Annotated in this window: 16 protein-coding genes; 12 read left to right on the forward strand and 4 right to left on the reverse strand. The window is 65.0% G+C overall.

Annotated elements, in window-relative coordinates:
* Positions 1-93: 93 nt before the first annotated feature.
* The 6 genes from C41B8_RS01485 (at position 94) to C41B8_RS01510 (ending at position 5,283) form a co-directional block, all read left to right on the forward strand.
* Positions 94-1,152, forward strand: a complete 1,059-nt coding sequence (locus tag C41B8_RS01485; RefSeq protein WP_156962367.1) for a glycosyltransferase family 2 protein — start codon at positions 94-96, stop codon at positions 1,150-1,152.
* A complete protein-coding gene (locus C41B8_RS01490; protein WP_051882660.1) occupies positions 1,145-2,182 on the forward strand; it encodes a hypothetical protein in 1,038 nt (345 codons plus the stop codon). The genes C41B8_RS01485 and C41B8_RS01490 overlap by 8 nt, the downstream gene beginning before the upstream one ends.
* Positions 2,179-2,838 carry a PIG-L deacetylase family protein gene (locus C41B8_RS01495; protein WP_037332996.1) on the forward strand — a complete coding sequence of 220 codons (660 nt, stop codon included), beginning with the start codon at positions 2,179-2,181 and terminating at the stop codon, positions 2,836-2,838. Before C41B8_RS01490 ends, C41B8_RS01495 begins: the two co-directional genes overlap by 4 nt.
* Positions 2,838-3,479, forward strand: a complete 642-nt coding sequence (locus C41B8_RS01500) for a class I SAM-dependent methyltransferase (protein ID WP_051882702.1) — start codon at positions 2,838-2,840, stop codon at positions 3,477-3,479. The genes C41B8_RS01495 and C41B8_RS01500 overlap by 1 nt, the downstream gene beginning before the upstream one ends.
* Positions 3,476-4,027: a DUF421 domain-containing protein gene (locus tag C41B8_RS01505; protein WP_037332998.1), complete on the forward strand. Its 552-nt coding sequence runs from the start codon at positions 3,476-3,478 to the stop codon at positions 4,025-4,027. The genes C41B8_RS01500 and C41B8_RS01505 overlap by 4 nt, the downstream gene beginning before the upstream one ends.
* A gap of 170 nt (positions 4,028-4,197) precedes the next feature.
* Complete coding sequence (locus C41B8_RS01510; protein WP_232225964.1) at positions 4,198-5,283, forward strand: AI-2E family transporter; 1,086 nt, start codon at positions 4,198-4,200, stop codon at positions 5,281-5,283.
* Here the strand turns inward: C41B8_RS01510 and C41B8_RS01515 are convergent, their stop codons facing one another.
* Positions 5,284-5,532, reverse strand: a complete 249-nt coding sequence (locus tag C41B8_RS01515; protein WP_037333000.1) for a DUF7218 family protein — start codon at positions 5,530-5,532, stop codon at positions 5,284-5,286.
* 203 nt (positions 5,533-5,735) lie between these two features.
* On the opposite strand from C41B8_RS01515, the gene C41B8_RS01520 reads away from it, so the two are divergent.
* Positions 5,736-6,767, forward strand: a complete 1,032-nt coding sequence (locus C41B8_RS01520) for a potassium channel family protein (protein WP_051882667.1) — start codon at positions 5,736-5,738, stop codon at positions 6,765-6,767.
* Between the two features lie 45 nt (positions 6,768-6,812).
* Here C41B8_RS01520 and katE read toward each other — a convergent pair whose 3' ends face one another.
* Positions 6,813-8,957 (reverse strand): catalase HPII, encoded by a 2,145-nt coding sequence (katE, locus tag C41B8_RS01525; RefSeq protein ID WP_037333002.1) that lies wholly within the window; start codon positions 8,955-8,957, stop codon positions 6,813-6,815.
* Between the two features lie 257 nt (positions 8,958-9,214).
* Between katE and C41B8_RS01530 the strand changes: the two genes are divergently transcribed.
* Complete coding sequence (locus tag C41B8_RS01530) at positions 9,215-10,363, forward strand: ATP-binding protein (protein WP_037333004.1); 1,149 nt, start codon at positions 9,215-9,217, stop codon at positions 10,361-10,363.
* A gap of 94 nt (positions 10,364-10,457) precedes the next feature.
* Here the strand turns inward: C41B8_RS01530 and C41B8_RS01535 are convergent, their stop codons facing one another.
* A complete protein-coding gene (locus C41B8_RS01535) occupies positions 10,458-11,105 on the reverse strand; it encodes a response regulator transcription factor (RefSeq protein WP_084188372.1) in 648 nt (215 codons plus the stop codon).
* 198 nt (positions 11,106-11,303) lie between these two features.
* Here C41B8_RS01535 and C41B8_RS01540 point away from each other — a divergent pair, with 198 nt between their 5' ends.
* The 4 genes from C41B8_RS01540 (at position 11,304) to C41B8_RS01555 (ending at position 16,258) form a co-directional block, all read left to right on the forward strand.
* Entirely contained in the window at positions 11,304-13,082 is a 1,779-nt protein-coding gene (locus C41B8_RS01540) for a thiamine pyrophosphate-requiring protein (RefSeq protein ID WP_037333005.1), read from the forward strand.
* A 34-nt stretch (positions 13,083-13,116) separates the two neighbouring features.
* Positions 13,117-14,550, forward strand: coding sequence for an amidase (locus C41B8_RS01545; protein ID WP_037333007.1), 1,434 nt, complete (start codon positions 13,117-13,119; stop codon positions 14,548-14,550).
* The gene (locus tag C41B8_RS01550; RefSeq protein ID WP_198024992.1) at positions 14,547-15,794 is read left to right on the forward strand and encodes a phosphatidylserine decarboxylase; all 1,248 of its coding nucleotides are present in this window, start codon (positions 14,547-14,549) and stop codon (positions 15,792-15,794) included. The genes C41B8_RS01545 and C41B8_RS01550 overlap by 4 nt, the downstream gene beginning before the upstream one ends.
* 62 nt (positions 15,795-15,856) lie before the next feature.
* The gene (locus C41B8_RS01555; RefSeq protein ID WP_051882671.1) at positions 15,857-16,258 is read left to right on the forward strand and encodes an ectoine synthase; all 402 of its coding nucleotides are present in this window, start codon (positions 15,857-15,859) and stop codon (positions 16,256-16,258) included.
* Between the two features lie 51 nt (positions 16,259-16,309).
* On the opposite strand, the gene mdoH is transcribed toward C41B8_RS01555, so the two are convergent.
* On the reverse strand, positions 16,310-18,049 hold the full coding sequence (gene mdoH / locus C41B8_RS01560) for a glucans biosynthesis glucosyltransferase MdoH (RefSeq protein WP_037333009.1): 1,740 nt from the start codon (positions 18,047-18,049) through the stop codon (positions 16,310-16,312).
* Positions 18,050-18,060 lie beyond the last annotated feature (11 nt).

Genomic DNA, 18,060 nt, shown 5'->3' on the forward strand with positions numbered 1-18,060 from the left:
TCTGACCCGGCCATATCGCAACCGCCGGAACCGCATGCTCGCACGCCGCCCCGGGCCCCATCGATTCGCTGTCTGCTTGCCGGCGAGCCACGATTGAGCCGGGTCTTGCCGATGCCGAGCGCGGCGAGCGCGCCGGTCGTCGTCTGTGTACCGGTGCGTGACGAAGCCCGACGTCTGCCCGCGCTGGTCGCCGCGCTGGCCGCCCAGATGGATGCCGGCGAATTCGAGCTCTGCCTCGTATTCGACGGCGACGAACCGGCGCTGCGCGAGCGCGTTGTCCGCAAGGCCCGAGCGGCCGGTCTGGCCCTGGTCTGCCGCCACATCGCCCGCGGGCGAGCGCCGAATGCGGGCCGTGCTCGGCGCGCCGCGGCGGCCCTCGGGCTCGAAATGCTGGGCGACCGATCCGATGCCCTGTTGCTGACCACCGACGCCGACAGCATTCCGGCCCCGGACTGGATCGCGGCCAGCCGGGCGGCCCTCGCCGAAGTCGATGTAGTGGCCGGTTATGTTCGTCGCGACAATCGCCCGCCACTGCCGATTCGTGATCGGCTCGAGGCTTATCTGGAAAGGCTCTATGCCCTGGAACGCGAACTCGACCCCATCGCTTACGAGCCGGCGCCGTCGCATCCGGGTGTGGGCGGCGCCAGTCTCGGCTTCCGCGCCGACGTCTATCGTGCGCTAGGCGGTTTCGGTGAACACCCATTCGAAGAGGACCTGGCCATCGTGGACGCGGCCCGACGGGCCGGCTATCGGCTCCGCCGGGATCGCGCGGTCCGCGTCACTACCTCGTCGCGGCTGTTCGGGCGCGCCCGCTCGGGCCTGGCGGACGACTTGCGCGGACAGCGCGCCGCGCGCGAACTGCCGCGCGTCGAACACCCCGCGGATGCCAGCGCCCGCTATCGCCGCTCGGCGGCCGCCCGCGCGTTATTTTTGGCCGGCGCCAGCGAAGCCGAACTGATCGAACTGGCAGCGCACCTCGATTATCCGCTGGCCGACCTGCGTCGGGTCGCGGCCACAGCGCCGAGCGCCGACGCTTTTGCATTGGCCCTGGTGCCGCCGCCGATTGCACCGCGGGACGTCGATCTCGCTACGGCCGAAATCGAGCTGACACGGCTGCTCGACCAACACGAACCGACGATGAGCCATGCTTGACCCCAGCCCGTTAAACCTTGGCGACATCGATCGACGCACGCTGGATAACGCAACGTTCCTTCGCTGGGGCATCGCGCGCCTGGGCCAGAACCTGGCCACCGGCGATCCGGCGAACGCCGACCAGATGCTGGCCCTGCTGCGCCGACTGTATGCCGCCGGCCGCCACGATCTGGCGCTCGGGCGGTTGTTCGAAGGCCATGTCGATGCGCTGCAGATCATCGAACGCTATGGCAGTGCCGAGTGCGTGCGCCAGGCGCGCGCGCATGCCCGGGCCGGCGCGAGCTTCGGCGTCTGGAATGCGCCGTGGCGCGATAAGCCACTGGTCCAGGACGGCGATCGCCTGCACGGCGGCAAATCATTCGCCTCCGGCGCTGGTGTGCTCAGCCACGCGCTGGTCACGCTGCACGCCGGCCAAGCCGAGCACGTGCAGCTGTTGCTCGTGGATCTCGTCGCCACACCGCCATGTGTGGAAACCGGCTGGTGGGATATCAACGGCATGCGCGATTCCGAAACCCATCGCGTGTATTGGCAAGACCTGCCCATCGATCGCGTCCAGCCTATCGGCACGCCCGGTGATTACGAACGCCTGCCATGGTTCGCCACCGGCGCGCTGCGATTCGTGGCGGTTCAGGCCGGCGGCATCGCGGCCGTATTCGACGGCGTTCGGGGTCATCTGACGGCCGCGGGGCGCGACGGCGACCCGCATCAACGCCGACGGCTCGCGCGCCTGTTCACCCTCGCCCAGAGTGCGGCGGCGATATGCCGCGATACCCGCGACGCGCTGTTCGTCGAACCCGCCGATCGTCAGGCGGCTCACGTCGCGCATGCGCGCAGCGCGATCTACGATCTGGCCGAGGAAGCGCTGGTGCTGGCGCAACAGTCGGTCGGCGTGGCGGCGCATTTCCATGCCCATCCCTTGTCGCGTGTGCTGACCGATCTGATGGTCTACCTGCGCCAGCCGGCGCCGGATGCCCAGCGCATGGCCGTGGCCGAAGCCGCGGCCGCCGGCCAGCTGGAGCCCGCGCTGTGAGCGCGCTCGATTTGACCGGCCTGCGCCGCGCGGTGGTGATCGCGCCGCATCCGGACGATGAAGTGATCGGTGCCTTCGGCCTGATTCGTCGCCTGCGCGAGCACGGCGTGCGGGTGCAGGTGATCGTGGCCACCGACGGCGCGGCCTCGCATCGCCACAGCGCCCGGTTTCCGCCCAAGCGCCTGGCGGCCGCGCGCCGGGCCGAAAGCCGGGCCGGCATGGCACGGGCGGGCGTCGCCGCTCACGACGTGCATTTTCTCGCCCGCGCCGATGGCAGCCTCGGCGACTACGACTCAGCGGCTTGCCGCGGGCTGGCCCGAGATATGGCCCGCGGGCCGGCGCCCGATCTGCTGGTGTTGCCGTCGCCGGCCGACGACCACCCCGACCATCGCACGGTGGCCCGCGCCGGCCGCCTACTCTGGCCGCGCTGTCGACAGCGTCTGGCGTACCTGGTCTGGCCGCGCACCGACCGACCGACGCCACCGACCCGGCTCTGGCTGTCGCTCGGCGATCGACACTGGCACATGAAGCGCGCGGCCCTGGCCTGTCATCGCACCCAGACCGGCTTGATCGAAGACGACCCGGACGGCTTCCACATGAGTCAGGCCGAGCGGGTTGCATTCACGCGCCCGATCGAACGCTTTACCTGGGCATGATGAGTCAGCGCATCGGTCGCACCGGCTTCGATGCCCGCTTCGCGGCCGACAGCGATCCGTGGGGGACGTTCGTCCATCGTGACGAGGCGCGTAAACGCCGCGCCATTCTTTGTGCGCTGGGAGCAGGCCTGCAGGGTCGCGTGCTTGAGCTCGGCTGCGGCAACGGCTCCAACAGCATCGCCCTGGCGCGACGCGCGTGGACGCTGGATGCCTGCGATGCCGCGCCGAGCGCGGTACGGCTGACCGCGGCTGCCTTGGCCGATCAGCCGCGGGCATCCGTCTATTGCCGCGTGCTGCCTGGCCGGTTTCCGCGGGCACGCTACGACGCGGTCGTGATCGCCGAGCTGCTCTACTATCTACGCCCGTACGCCATGCAGCGCCTGGCCGCCGACGTCGGGCGTGCGCTCACCCCCGGTGGCCGCCTGGTTCTCGCCCATCATCACGTGGACTTCCACGATACCGCGCAGACCTCGCGCGCCATCCACCGACGTTTTATTGCGCATACCGGCCGGTCGTGGCATCCGCGCTTTCAGCACCAGAACCGGCGCTGGACCGTTGAATCCGGTCGGCTGGTTAGCCCGGCCTTGCCGGCCCGCGATCGCTCGCGCACGCCACCACGCTATACATCGAGGCGCCCATGATCGAAACCAGCTGGCTCGGGGCGAGTGCAAGTTCCGTGCTGTCCATGCTCGTCTCCACGCTTGGTATCTACGTCGCGCTGTTGTTGTTTACGCGTCTTTCGGGGTTGCGCAGTTTCTCCAAGATGTCGAGCTTCGACTTCGCGATTACGGTCGCCCTGGGCTCGATCCTGGCCTCGACCGTGCTGTCGAAGAATCCGGCGCTGCTGACCGGCGTGGGCGCGCTCGCCGTGCTGTATCTGATTCAGTACGTCGTGGCACGCGGGCGACGAACCAGCCCCTGGGTGAAGCGCCTTGTCGACAACGAGCCGCGCGTGTTGATGGCCGGCGAAGACATCCTCGCCCACAACATGCGTGCGGCCCGCATCACCGAGGGCGACCTCAATTCCAAGCTGCGCCTGGCCGGCATCACGCATCGCGCGCAGGTCCTCGCCGTGGTCATGGAAAGCACCGGCGATGTATCCGTCATGCGTCGCGGCGAGGATATCGACCCCCGCCTGTTCCAGGATGTGCGAGACGCCGAGCGTATTCCCGGCGTACCGTCACGATGAAGGCGCCTGGCGCGGTCAGGGCGGGCGTAGCCCTCGATTTCGGGCCGCGCCGCGCCGCACCTGGCCGCGATGCCCACCGCTTTTCGCCGCCGCCTCCATATCCCTAACCGATGAGTCGACGCCACGTGACATCAAGAACGCCTCAAACCATGCGCGACGCGGCCCGACGCGTGCCACGTTGGATCGGAATCGGCCTGTTTCTTTATGCCTCGGTGTTCGCGCTCAGCGCCGCCAAGGCGTTCCTGGTGCCCGTGGTTCTGGGATTTTTGTTGTCGATGGTGTTCGCGCCGGTCCGTCGAGCGCTCGAACGGCTCGGTCTGCAGAGCTGGCTGGCGTCATTTCTCATTGTTCTCGTGCTGCTCTGCGGTTTTCTCGGCACGGTCGCGACACTCGCCATGCCCGTGAGCACCTGGATCGAGAATGCGCCGCGCATCGAACGCCGGGTCGAAGTCCAGCTCAACGGGGTGTCGCAATCGATTAACGAGGTGTTCCGGGCCAACAAGAAAATCGAAGCGCTCGCCAGCGGTTCGGACGACTCCGGGCAAAAGGTTCAGGTCGAGAAAGGACAATCGGTGACCACACAGGCCGCCATGCTCGCTCCCAGTATGGTGGCGCAGCTGTTGTTCACCTTCGTGCTGTTGTTCTTCCTGATGGCCTCGGGCGACATGTTCTACGAAAAGCTCGTGCACGTGATGCCGACGTTCCGTGACAAGCGCCGGGCGGTGCGCATCGTCTACAACGCCGAACGCAAGCTGTCGCGCTATCTGTTCACCATCACCCTGATCAACTTCGGCCTCGGTGTGGCCGTCGGCACCGCGATGCTGATCTACGGCATGCCCGATCCGGTCATGTTCGGAGTGGTGGCCTTCCTGCTGAATTTCGTGCCCTACCTCGGCGCTCTGGTCGGCATCGCGGCCGCCGGCGTGATCGCGTTGCTGAGTTTCGACTGGTACGGCTGGTCGTTGATCATCGCCGGTACCTATCTCGCGCTCACGACCATCGAGGGGCAGTTGGTCACGCCCTACTTCGTCGGTCGCAATCTCCGGCTGAACACGGTCGTGGTGTTTCTGACCGTATCGTTCTGGGCCTGGCTGTGGTCGGCGGTCGGCATGATCGTGGCGCTCCCCTTGCTGGTGGCCGTCCGTACGATCTGCGAACACATCGAGGAGCTCGATCACATCAGCGCATTTCTCTCCGAGCGCCACGCCGAGGAATTGCCGGCGGAACCGGAAGACACTCCTGACGCCGGAAATTGACTAATGCGAACGCAAGGCACGCTTGAGCTGGGCCTTGTTCATCTTCGAGCGATCCTCGATGCCAACCTCCTGGGCTTTTTCGTACAGCTCGTCATAGGTCCAGTCTTCATAGGGGTCGGACTTGCCACCTTTCTTGCCGGGGTTGTCGGCGTTGGCGATACGGGCTGCCTTTTCCTTGCTGGCGCCTTCTTCGCGCAGCGCTTCGTACTGATCGTCGTTCTTGACCGATTTGCTGTGATCCCGGCTCATGAAAATTCCTCGGTTTGGATGGTTTATGTCGACCTATCGTCCAGCCCATCACGACCCGGCGTCACGACAGGCAACGCAAGCATGGCAGGACCGGCGGACACCGACCTCTGGCGCAGTACCGGAACAAACTAGGTAGTCGCCCTCATCGCGGCGACTGAAAAACCCTCTATTTTTGAGCGCGACGTTTTCCAATCCGCTCCATCATGTCCAACCCATTGTTCTGGGTCGGCGCCGCCCTGCTGCTCGTTCTGGCCTACGACGCGACCCGAACCACGTTGTCGGCCTCCAGTTCCGGGCCCGTCACCAATACGCTGACATCGGGCCTGTGGCGCATTCTGCTGGGCGTACACCGCCTGCGCGGCAACCACGCGCTGCTGGCCGGCGGTGGACCCGCGCTGACGCTGGTGCTCATCGTGACCTGGGTACTGCTGGCCTGGAGCGGCTGGCTGCTGGTGTTCTGTTCGGCACCCGATGCGGTCACGCATTCCACCACCGGGCTACCCGCCGACACGGTCAATCGCGCCTATTTCGTGGGCTACACGCTGACCACGCTGGGTTATGGCGACATGGTGCCGGGCGGCGGGGTCTGGAAAATCCTGGCGACCGTGGCCGGGGCGAACGGGCTGCTGCTGTTCACTCTGGCGATCACCTATGCGCTGCCGATCGTGTCCGCGGCCACCGAGAAACGCCAGCTGGCGCTTTGCATTCATGCCATGGGCGCTTCGCCGGAGGAAATCCTCGAATTCGGCATCGGCAACGGCGATTTCGACAGTCTGTCCGGCCATCTCGACGGATTCGAGAGCATGATCGCGGGGGCGAGCCAGAAACATCTGGCCTATCCGATCCTGCACTACTTCCACAGCGCGAGTTCGGTCACGGCGCTGCCGCTGGCGCTGGTCCGGCTGGACCTGGCGCTGGAGCTTGCCCGTCTGCGCGATGAACCGCTGCCGCCTTCGGTCGCCGCCCGCATCCGCAGTACGCAGCATGTGATCCAGCAGTTCCTCGCCACCCTGCGCGGCGCGTTCATCCGCCCGATCGACACGGGACCGGAGATCCCGTCGCTCAAGCACGGCGCCCGCCTTCTCGACGCCGATCCGGACGATCTCGCATGCCGGATCGATCGGCTCGAGAAGCTCAATCTGCTGGCGGCCTATATCGAAGACGACGGCCGCGCCTGGTCGCATGTCTGGCATCCCACCGCGTCCTCGCGCACACAACCGGAACAGGATTACTGATTGGAACCCGGGCGGCGCCATGCGGCCCGGGTTGAGTCAGTCGCCTCAGGCCGGCATGTCGTTAGCCACACAGTTGCGCGCCCAGACGCGATGCTCGCCCAGGACCGCCGCGAAGTCGTCGAAGACTTCGGCCACGGTATCGCCGGTGAATACACCGCGGGCCATGCGGAAGAAACTGGCCCGGGCCAGCAGTTCCTCGGCCTCGGAAATGATGGCAATCGGCTTGAGGTGCTTGAACGCTTCCTGCAGATAGTAGATCGCCAGACCCGACTGGGTCAGCCGATCCACGCTGGTCTGACCACCGGCCACGATCACGCCGTCCACGGTCACCGAGGGCAGACCGTTGAGCATGCCGTCGGATTCGATCGTCTCGCCGTTGGCGGCCGTGACCGGCGCCATCGTCGGTGCAATGACCAACGGTGTCGCACCACCCTCGGTCAGCCGTTGCTTGATGTCCTGGACCTCGCCGGCATCGACGCCGTCGGCCGCCAGAATCGCCACCTTGCGGTGCTCGATATCGCCCGGCAGCCGCGCCAGCAGGCTCAACGCCTCGGACACTTCGGTACAGCCCTCGCCGTACTCGCCGGCCTCGGCCGGCGGCACGTCCGGCACGGATACGCCGTGCTGCTCGCCGACGCCGCGGGCGAGATCCATCGAGATATTGGGCAGGATCGACTGGATCACGCGTTCCCGGATATACGGGCGCGCCACCTTTGACAGTTCGAAGGTATAAGCCGCGACGATGTGCTCTTTTTCCACGTCCGTCTGGCTGTTCCAGAACAATCGCGCCTGCGAGTAGTGATCGCCAAACGAATCGCTGCGCGCCCGGATCTTGCGGGCATCGATCTTCTCGTTGACCGACTCGAAGCCGCCGGCTCTCGGGCCCGGCGCGGTTTCGGCCGGCCAGCCATCGTCGATCGAGTTGGGCTCGTAGGCGGCCTGGCCGGTGTTGACCGTATGCCGGTGTTGGCCGTCGCGCTGGTTGTTGGCGAACGGACAGACCGAGCGATTGATCGGGAACTCGTGAAAGTTCGGCCCGCCGAGCCGCATCATCTGGGTATCCAGATAAGAGAACAGCCGGCCCTGCAGCAGCGGATCGTTGGTGAAATCGATGCCGGGTACGATGTGGCCGGGCGAGAACGCGACCTGCTCGGTCTCGGCAAAGTAGTTGTCCGGATTACGGTCGAGGGTGAGCTTGCCGATCGGCTCCACCGGCACTTCTTCTTCCGGAATGAGCTTGGTCGGGTCGAGCAGGTCGAAGTCGAAGTTCATCTCATCTTCTTCCTCGACCACCTGTATGCCAAGCTCCCATTCCAGCGCATCGCCGTTCTCGATGTCGTTCCACATCTCGCGGCGATTGAAGTCCGGGTCACGCCCCCAGAGTTTCTGGGCTTCGTCCCAGATCAGCGAGCAGGTGCCGGCCAACGGTTTCCAGTGGAATTTAACGAAGCGCGCAGTGCCCTCGGCGTCGACCAGGCGGAACGTGTGCACGCCGAAGCCTTCCATGAATCGGTAGTGGCGCGGGAAGGCCCGGTCGGACATGGTCCAGAGCACCATATGGGCCGATTCCGGCATCAGCGAGACGAAATCCCAGAACGTATCGTGCGCCGACTGGCCTTGTGGTACTTCGTTGTGGGGCTCGGGCTTCACGGCATGAACGAAATCCGGAAATTTCATCGCGTCCTGAATGAAGAACACCGGCATGTTATTGCCGACCAGATCCCATATGCCTTCGGAGCTATAGAACTTGGTGGCGAAGCCACGCACGTCGCGCACCGTGTCGTTCGAGCCGCGCGAGCCCTGCACGGTGGAAAAGCGTGTGAACACCGGCGTGCTGGGATCGGAGAACACCGCTGCCTTGGAGTATCGCGCGGCGTTGTCGTAGGGCTGGAAATGCCCGTGCGCGCCGGCGCCGCGTGCGTGAACGATGCGCTCGGGAATACGCTCGTTGTCGAAGTGATTCATCTTCTCGCGGAAGATGAAGTCCTCCATCAGGCTCGGGCCGCGTTCGCCGGCCTTGAGTTGGTTGTGGTTGTCGGCGATGCGTACGCCCTGATTGGTACGCAGGTCCGCGCCGTCGTTGTAATGTCGATCGCGTTCCAGATCGGCGTTCTTGCTGTTGGCGTCGAGTTCGGGGTTGTCGGTGGCCGCGCTGCGGTTGGATTCGGTATACGGGTTGCGACTGCTCATGATTCGACGATTCGTCGATGGGCCGTGGGTCCATCTGAACAGCCGATACGCGTCGAACATACCGGCACAGCACCGCGTCTACCCTCGGGAAACCCCGCATTCGCGGGTCAAACGCATCGGGCTAAGATAACGGCAGTCGCCTGTACTAGACACCAATTCGCGTCTGACCGTCCGTTTAGGCATGATGTCATGGTGTGAATTGCGGTCGAGCCACCGCGATACAGCGAGTTGATCAAGCTCGAAAGGAGCATGCGCGAATGCCATCCGCAGACGAGGCGATCGACGATAGCGTTGAGGTCGCACGTCAGCAGCTGCAGCTGCTTGCCGATATCAGCGATCCGGCCATTGCCTATCTCGATACGCAGAGACGTTTCGAGATCACCAATAAAGCGTTCAAACGACGTTTTGGCGAACCCGAGCGGGGTACGGTCGCGGGCGATTTCTTCGACGGCATTTGTTCGCCGGATGTAGACCAATACCTGCAGCGCGCCATCGAGCGTCGCTCGGCACTCAGCGCCCAGTTGGACTGCACAGCCTCCAAGGACAGCAGCACCGAGCGACTGCGACTTCAAGCCGTACCGCATCTTACGCCGGACCAAGCGGCGGGCGTATTCCTTGTTTTCGAGGAACTGGAAACCCGCGCCCTGCCGTCCAATCGTGAGACGAGCGACGATGACGAAGAAGACGAGCGCATGGTTCATCTCCAGCGCATGGCCAAGCTCGGCGAGATGGCGGCCGGCTTGGCGCACGAGGTTCGCCAGCCGCTCGCGGCCATCGGCAACTACGCCAATGCGCTAACGCGCATGCTGCGCGCGGGTAAGTCCGGCGAGGACGTGATCTCGGTGGTCAGCCAGATCGGCGAACAGGCCAAGCGCGCCGACCATATCGTCGGTAATGCGCGCAGTATGATCGGCCAGGGGGCGGATCGCGTGCGGGTCTTCGATATCCGGCGGGTGATCGACGACACCCTGGGTTTGGTCGAACGGCGCGCCCGCCAACTCGACGTGGACATCCGCTACAGCACACCCTCCGAGCTGCCCGAGGTGTATGGCAACCCCGCTCAGATCGAGCAGATCCTCGTGAACCTGATGACCAACGCGATGGATTCGATGACGGACTGCAACCCCCGGGTCATGCGGGTGGAAATCGACTCGACCCGCGCTAAGACGGTCCGCGTACGGGTGCGCGATTCCGGTTGCGGCATCCCCGAGGACCGGCTGTCGTCGATCTTCAACGCCTTCGATACCAGCAAGTCGAGCGGTATGGGCATGGGGTTGTCGATCAGCCGTGCCCTGGCCGAACGCCACGGCGGCCAGCTCTGGGCCGAGACGGACATCTCCGACGGCGCGAGCTTCGTGCTCGAGCTGCCCGCCTGCAATGACGACGACGTGACCGAGGCCGAGTAACCAGGCTTCGTCCGCTCGTCACATCTTTTCGCGCGGCGTCCCGCTTCGCTTGCGTCACGCCTGTCGGGCAGCCCTCCTAAAAATACGAGCGCAACTAACGCCGCCGTTCCGGCCCTCGATTGCGCAATGAACTCGGCGATTCACCCGTGGCCGTGAGATGCAACCGGACGAGCTCGGCCAGCGAGCCGGCGCGCATCTTGTTCATCACGTTGGCCCGGTGCAGCTCGACCGTTTTCGGGCTGATGCCCAGGCGCCGGGCAACATGCTTGTTCGACCAGCCGGCCACCACTTCCTCGAGCACATCGGCTTCACGCGGCGTGAGCAGTGACATACGCGCACAGACACTCTCGCAATGTTGATGCTCGGCGAGAATCTCGCGGCTGCGCTCGATCGAGTCGCGCACCTCGGCCAGCAGCAGTTCGCCGTTGACCGGTTTGGTCAGAAAATTCGCCGCGCCTTCGCGCATCGCCGATACCGAGGCCTCGACGTCGCCATAGCCGGTCATGAAGATGACCGGCAGGTGCTGTGCTTCTTCTGCCAACGAACGCTGAATATCCAGGCCACTCATGTCCGGGATTCGCAGGTCCAGCAGGACACAGCCCGGGCGCGAGTCGCGCTCGCGCTCGGCGAACGACCGACCGGTCGGATATTCGGCACTCTCGATCTGGATCGAGTCGAGCAAACAACGAAGCGAATGCCGCACCGCATCGTCGTCGTCGACGATATGAACCAGCGGTTCCATCGCATCTACCGCTTGCATGTGGTGTGCCAAGGCTAGCAGCAGACGCGCCCCGTAGAACCCCGTATTTGCCCGCATGTCGCCGGTTGGCGTCACTTCTCCGGACCCGGCGTGGGGCAAAAAACCTTAAGGATAGTCACGGATTGGGCAGGCAGCGCATTGCGCCTACGGTGGGACCGCTATTCGATGCGGATATCTACTATGTCCCAGACGGTTGGAGATTTCATCGTATCGCGCCTGCACGATTGGGGCGTGACGCGCTGCTACGGCTATTCCGGTGACGGCATTAACGGCGTCATGGCCGGACTGCGCCGCGCCGAGCACGGCCCACGCCTGATTCAGCCGCGCCACGAGGAACTGGCCTCGTTCATGGCCAGCGCCCACGCCAAGTTCACCGGCACGCCGGGCGTTTGTATTTCCACCTCCGGGCCGGGCGCGATCCATTTGCTCAACGGGCTGTACGACGCCAAGAAGGACCACGTACCGGCGGTCGCGATCGTCGGCCAGCAGTCGCGCATGAGCATCGGCACCGATTACCAGCAGGAGATCGATCTGATCTCGCTGTACAAGGACGTGGCCGACGACTATGTGCACATGGTGTCCGACCCACGCCAGGCCCGGCATCTGGTCGACCAGGCGATGCGCATTGCGATCGGCCGGCGCGCGGTGACGGCGATCATCGTGCCCGCCGACGTTCAGGATGCACCGATGCAAGAACCGCCGGCCGCGCATGGCGCGACGTTCTCGGGCATCGGTTACAACCATCCCGTCGCGATCCCCGCCGAGGCCGATCTCGACGCCGCGGCGAAGATTCTCGATGCCGGCGAGCGTGTTGCCATTCTGACCGGGGCTGGCGTCAAGGACGCGGCCGATGAAGTGATCGCACTGGCCGATACGCTCGGCGCCGGCATCGCCAAGGCAATCCTCGGCAAGACGATGATCCCGGACGACGTGGACTACGTGACCGGTACCATCGGACTGCTCGGCACCGAACCGAGCGCCGACATGATGGCCGGCTGCGACACGCTGCTGATGATCGGGACGCGTTTCCCGTATGCCGAATTTCTACCCGCGAGCGATCAGGCCCGCGCGGTTCAGATCGATATCGATCCAGAAGCGCTCGGCCTGCGTTATCCGACCGAGGTCAATCTGGCGGGCGATGCCAAAGCGACGGTCGCCGCGCTGAACCAACGCGTGGCACGCAAGACCGATCGCAAGTGGCAGACCCAGTTGATCGAGAAAACCCGGGATTGGTGGAACACCATGGCCGAACGCGCCGAGGTGAGCGCCGACCCGGTGAACCCGCAAGCCGTCTTCGCCGCCCTGTCCGAGCGCTTGCCCACCGACGCCATGCTGGCTTGCGACGTGGGATCGGCCACCAACTGGTATGCGCGCTATCTCAAGATCCGGCGCGGCATGATCGGCTCGGTCTCCGGCGGGTTGGCCTCGATGGGTAACGGCGTGCCCTATCTCACCGCGGCCAAGTTCGCCTATCCCGACCGACCGGGTATTGCCATGGTCGGCGACGGCGCGATGCAGATGAGCGGCAACCAGGCGCTGCTGACCATCGCCAAGTACTGGCGCGAGTGGGCCAACCCCACCGCCATCGTGTTGGTGCTCAACAACCAGGACCTCAACCAGGTCACCTGGGAGCAGCGCGTCATGGAGGGCGATCCCAAATTCGAAACCTCCCAGGACCTGCCGGACTTCGCCTTCGATCAATACGCCGAGCTCCTCGGCCTGAAGGGCCTGCGCATCGCCTCGCCCGACGATATCGGCCCGGTATGGGACGCCGCGCTGGCGGCCGATCGCCCAGTGGTGATCAACGCCTATACCGATCCGGAGGTCGCACCGCTACCCCCGCATATCAGCTTTGATCAGGCCAAGAGCTTTCTGTCGTCGATGGTGAAGGGCGACCCGGAGTCGGCGCACATCATTAGCGAATCCTTCAAACAGATGTGGGCCAAGTGGCGTAGCTGAAGAGCCGCCTTCATTTCACAGCAACGAGGGACATATGTCGGAATCCAACGATCTCGGTCAGCTTGGCGCCCATGAATTGCGGGCGCTCTATGCCCGCGGCGAGGCCTCGCCGGTCGAAGCCACCGAAGCCGCCCTGGCCCGTATCGACTGCTTCAATACGACGGTCAATGCGTATTGCCATATCGACCGTGACGGCGCGATGCGCGCGGCGCGCGAGTCGGCCGAGCGATGGGCGCGCGGCGAACCGCTCAGCCCGGTCGACGGCGTGCCCTCGTCGATCAAGGATCTGGCCGAAGTCACCGGCATGCCCGCCCGCGCCGGCTCGTTGACCACGTCGGACGAGCTCTGCGATTACGACTCGCCGCCGGCGGATTTCATGCGCCATGCGGGCGCCGTGATTCTCGGCAAGACCAATACGCCGGAATTCGGCTGGAAAGGGGTGACCGACAACCGCGTGTTCGGCGCCACCGGCAATGCCTGGAATAGCGAAAAAACTTCGGGCGGCTCGTCCGGCGGCGCGGCCTCGGCCGCCGCGCTCAACATGGGCGTGCTGCACCAGGGCAGCGATTCCGGCGGTTCCATTCGTATTCCGGCAGGGTTTTCGGGCGTGTTCGGATTCAAACCGACCTTCGGGTGGACACCGCAGTGGCCGCCGTCCAAATCCGCCCTGCTGGCGAGCATCGGCCCGTTGACGCGTTCGCCGCGCGACGCCGCCACGATGCTCAACATCATCGGCCGGCATCACCCGGACGATGCCTATTCGCGCGGCCGTCAGCCGGCCGATTGGGGCGAACAGATCGAGCCGACGCTGGCCGGTGTTCGCATCGCCTATTCGCGCACACTCGGCTTTGCCGATGTCGATCCGCAGATCGCCGGCGTCATCGATACCGTGGCGCGGCGCCTCGAAGCCCTCGGCGCCGAGATCGTCGACGCCGATCCGGGCATCGAGGAACCAATCGATATCTATCGCAAGTACTGGTTCACCGGCGCGCGCCAGATCTGGGAGAACCTGGACGAAGCCGGCCGCGACCAGCTCGACCCGGGGCTGGCCGAAAACGCACGCCGCGCCGAGGCGTGGTCCTCGGTCGATCTGTACCAGGCGATCGACGGCCGCGTACGCCTGAACGCGCACATGGCGCGCTTTTTCGAAGGTTACGACCTGCTGCTCACGCCGACGCTACCGCTCGAGGCCTTTGCGGTGAACCACCAGGTGCCACCGGATTCGGATATGCACGACTGGCAGGAGTGGGCCAACTTCTCTTATCCGTTCAATCTCACCGGCCAACCCGGCGCCTCTGTGCCCTGCGGCTTCACCGACAACGGCCTGCCGATCGGTTTCCAGCTGGTCGCGCGCCGTTACGACGACGTCCGCGTGATGAACGCCTGTCAGGCCTATATGGACGCCCACCCGGCCGTTTTCCCCGATCAGCCGAATGCCGCCGCCCCTGCCGCCGGAGTGTTGTCATGAGCCGTAATGCCAGTACCGCGATATCGCCGGGCCCGGACGCCGAGAACATGCCAGCCCACGACACCGACCGTGTGATCCGGCATCTGCACGATCATATCGAGCGCGACGAACAGAACTTCGTCGCTCTGCTCGAACAATCGCTGAAAGAGGCGCGCGAGCGCGCGGCCGAAGAACTGCGCGAACCGCTGTTCGAGGCGTTGACCTGGCCCACCGACTTCAACGGCTATACGGCTTACGTCGCCGACTTTCTGCGCTGGATTCCCTACCAATCGGACCACGAAGCCTGGCAGAACGCGGACTCCGACCGCGAGCGACACGATCAAGAAGTCTACGATCGACTCTGTCATTTCTTCTGGCTGATCGACCAGAACGTCGGCGACGATTCGAGCGCGATCATCGAGAACGTCGACTGGTTTCGCGATTGGCTGCTGGAATGCGCCCGCGACTGGGGCGCGTTTCTCGACACACCCGCCTCGTTCAGCGAAGAGATCCTGGAATCGTTCGTCAAGAACGCGCCGCAGTATCGGATCGAGGAATCGCTGATCGATGGCAAGCCGAACCAGCCGAGCGGCTGGCTGACGTTCAACCAGTTCTTCGCCCGCCAGCTCAACAGCGGGCTGCGACCGATCGACGCGCCGCAGGACAACCACGTTCTGACCTCGGCGGCCGACTGCGGCTACCAGCGCCAGTTCGCCATCGATGAGGATTCGAAGATCCCCGCCACGCGCGTCAAACGCACGCATGCCTACGGCGATGTCGCCGAACTGCTCGACGGCAGCACGTATGCCGATGCGTTCGCGGGCGGCACGTTCGTGCACTACGCCCTGCCCCCCTCGGCCTATCACCGTTATCACCTGCCCGCCGCCGGGCATGTCCGCGAAGCGTTCACCGTCGACGGCCGGGCCTATCTCAAGGTCAGCCTCGGCGAAGGCGGCTTCAATTCGCACGACGATGCCACCACCGGCTACGAATTCAGCCAGACCCGCGGCGTGGTGATCCTCGATACGCGGGAGTCCGACGCTGGCGATATCGGTCTGGTCGGCCTGGTGCCGGTCGGCATGTCGCATGTCGGCTCGATCAACCTCACGGCCGCACGCGATCGCGACGTCGCCAAGGGCGACGAATTCGGCTACTTCCTGTTCGGCGGCTCCGACATGATTCTGCTGTTCCAGCGTCATGTGACACCGAACTTTCTGACCGACCTGGGCTTCCAGCTCTACGGTTCGCGGATCGCGACCTGTTGATCCGTTCATCCGGGCCGGCGATCCCGACCCATTTTCTCTACTCCGCAATAAAGGAGAGCACAATGCTTATTCGTACCCACGAAGACGCCAAGAACGACGCCGTCGAAGACGACAAATGGATCAGCCGGCGCTACACCCTGCGTGCCGACGGCATGGGCCATTCCATGCACGAGACGTATATCAAGCCCGGCAAGGAACTCCACATGTGGTACAAGAACCACAAGGAGACCGTCCTGTGCATCGAGGGCGAGGGCAAGATACAGGACCTGACCGAAGGCGGCGAATGGGAGCTCAAGCCCGGCGTACTGTATGCGCTGGACAAGAACCAGCAGCACATCCTGTCGAGCGAAAAAGGCATGACCGTCATCTGTGCCTTCTCGCCGGCACTGGTCGGCCCCGAGTCGCATGACGAACAGGGCAGCTATCCGCTGTTGGACGACGACGGCACCGTGATGCGGCGCTAGTCGACCCTCTGGGGTTGCCGGCCTTTCCGGCCGGCGCCCTCGGCGCGCTCGTCATGCCACGTCGGCGCGCCGTGCTGCCAGCACCGCCGGCCGGTCTCGTTCCTCCGGGATAAGACACAGCCGGCGGCGCTGCATGACAGCGCCGACCGTCCGGCGTCCGCTCCACACCGTCAACGGCACGGCCATGGTCGGACCGATGATGATTGGCGCGGCCCAGAGCGCCGCGCCGGCCCCGGCCGCGATCCACAACGTCGTCGCGACGGCGATTCCCGCCAGCGTATGCGGCACCAGCGGCGGCCACGCATCGCGCCAGGGAATATCCAGCCGATCCCGATTCTGCCCGCCCCAGGCGACGGTGCGCCCGAACAGCAAGCCCAGCAGAAACAGCGTGATCGATAACGCCACCACCGGTGCGATGAGAGTCGACCAGAGCAATTCCACGGCCACCGACGCCGCGAACAACAGCGCGCCGCCATAGCGCGCCGTGCCGCGATGCGACAGCAGCACATCGATCACCCCCGCGATCTTCGGCGCAATCGCCAGCCCGAAAACAGCCACGAAAAGCGTCAGGCCCAGCGTCACGCTGCCCAGACTGAGATCACCCAGCACGCCGCCGATACAACTGGCGGCGATCATCGCGATCCAGGCGGCCGGCGCGAGATACATACCGATCGCCTGCACCAGCTGGAACCGGCTGACCGGCTCCAGCCCGGGGGTCGTCAGCAGGCGCAGATACTGCATGTTGCCCTGGCACCAGCGCAGCTCGCGCCGGATGAAATCCAACAGCGTCGGTGGGTTGATCTCATAGCTATCGGTTTCGACCGGCACCACCCGCACCTCGTAGCCGGCACGCCGCATGAAGGCGGCCTCGACCTGGTCGTGGCTGAGTATCGCGCCGCCCAGCGGCGGCCGCCCCGATAACTCGGGCAACCGGCAGTACGCGCGGAAAGGCGCCACGCGGATGACGGCGTTATGGCCCCAATAGCTGCCGCAGTCGGCCGTCCACCACGCCGCTCCGGTCGTGAACGCACGCATGGCATGCCGCATGCCGAACTGGAAGACGCGGGCGAAACCGCTCTCGCTCGGCATGCCGACGACCAGACTCTGCAGAATCCCGATAGTCGGCCGGGCCTGCATGACGCCCACCAGACGCACGATCACCTCGCCCGACATCAGGCTGTCGGCATCCAGCGGGATAAAATACTCGAACGCCGCGCCGCGGTCGTCCAGAAATTCAGCGATGTTGCCGGCCTTATAGCCGGTATTGCGCTCACGCCGGCGATAAAACGGTGCCGCTTCGTCGGTGGCCGCGCCGGCAGCGAAAGCCCGGAATTCCGCTTGCTCGGCGGCGATGACATCGGGCGCGTCCGAATCGCTCAACACGGCAAACGTAAAGCGATGGATGACGCCGATCGCTGCCAGCGACTCACGCATGCGCGCCAGCCGTTCGAACACGGGCGCCGGCGTTTCGTTACGCAGCGTCACCACCAGCACGGTATGGCCGTCCGGGACCGGCGGCGCCGCGGCCGTGGTCAGTTCGGCCACGCCGGGCATGGCGTCGACCGTCTCCGGCCAGCCGTGGCGTAGCACCAGCCCGATCACGGCATTCCAGAACCCGAGCACCGTATACGGCATGCTCAGCATTAAGCCGAGCCCGATCACCGCTTCGGCGAGCGTGAGTCCATCCGCGCACAACAGCGAGGCCATGGCGGCAAACGCAACGGCCAGCGTTGCGGCATTCAACGCGACAACAAAACGGCGACGACGCCGGATAGCGACCGATGCGGACATGAGACCGCGCC

The organism is Salinisphaera hydrothermalis C41B8 (assembly GCF_000732535.1).
GTDB classification, from domain to species: Bacteria; Pseudomonadota; Gammaproteobacteria; order Nevskiales; family Salinisphaeraceae; genus Salinisphaera; species Salinisphaera hydrothermalis.

Excerpts from the sequence above, each read along its gene's own strand:
- C41B8_RS01535 (WP_084188372.1), bottom strand. The coding sequence starts at position 11,105 with ATGGAACCGCTGGTTCATATCGTCGACGACGACGATGCGGTGCGGCAT.
- C41B8_RS01530 (WP_037333004.1), top strand. The coding sequence starts at position 9,215 with ATGCCATCCGCAGACGAGGCGATCGACGATAGCGTTGAGGTCGCACGT.
- C41B8_RS01490 (WP_051882660.1), top strand. The coding sequence starts at position 1,145 with ATGCTTGACCCCAGCCCGTTAAACCTTGGCGACATCGATCGACGCACG.
- C41B8_RS01500 (WP_051882702.1), top strand. The coding sequence starts at position 2,838 with ATGAGTCAGCGCATCGGTCGCACCGGCTTCGATGCCCGCTTCGCGGCC.
- C41B8_RS01545 (WP_037333007.1), top strand. The coding sequence starts at position 13,117 with ATGTCGGAATCCAACGATCTCGGTCAGCTTGGCGCCCATGAATTGCGG.
- C41B8_RS01520 (WP_051882667.1), top strand. The coding sequence starts at position 5,736 with ATGTCCAACCCATTGTTCTGGGTCGGCGCCGCCCTGCTGCTCGTTCTG.
- C41B8_RS01515 (WP_037333000.1), bottom strand. The coding sequence starts at position 5,532 with ATGAGCCGGGATCACAGCAAATCGGTCAAGAACGACGATCAGTACGAA.
- C41B8_RS01555 (WP_051882671.1), top strand. The coding sequence starts at position 15,857 with ATGCTTATTCGTACCCACGAAGACGCCAAGAACGACGCCGTCGAAGAC.
- mdoH (WP_037333009.1), bottom strand. The coding sequence starts at position 18,049 with ATGTCCGCATCGGTCGCTATCCGGCGTCGTCGCCGTTTTGTTGTCGCG.
- C41B8_RS01540 (WP_037333005.1), top strand. The coding sequence starts at position 11,304 with ATGTCCCAGACGGTTGGAGATTTCATCGTATCGCGCCTGCACGATTGG.
- katE (WP_037333002.1), bottom strand. The coding sequence starts at position 8,957 with ATGAGCAGTCGCAACCCGTATACCGAATCCAACCGCAGCGCGGCCACC.
- C41B8_RS01550 (WP_198024992.1), top strand. The coding sequence starts at position 14,547 with ATGAGCCGTAATGCCAGTACCGCGATATCGCCGGGCCCGGACGCCGAG.
- C41B8_RS01505 (WP_037332998.1), top strand. The coding sequence starts at position 3,476 with ATGATCGAAACCAGCTGGCTCGGGGCGAGTGCAAGTTCCGTGCTGTCC.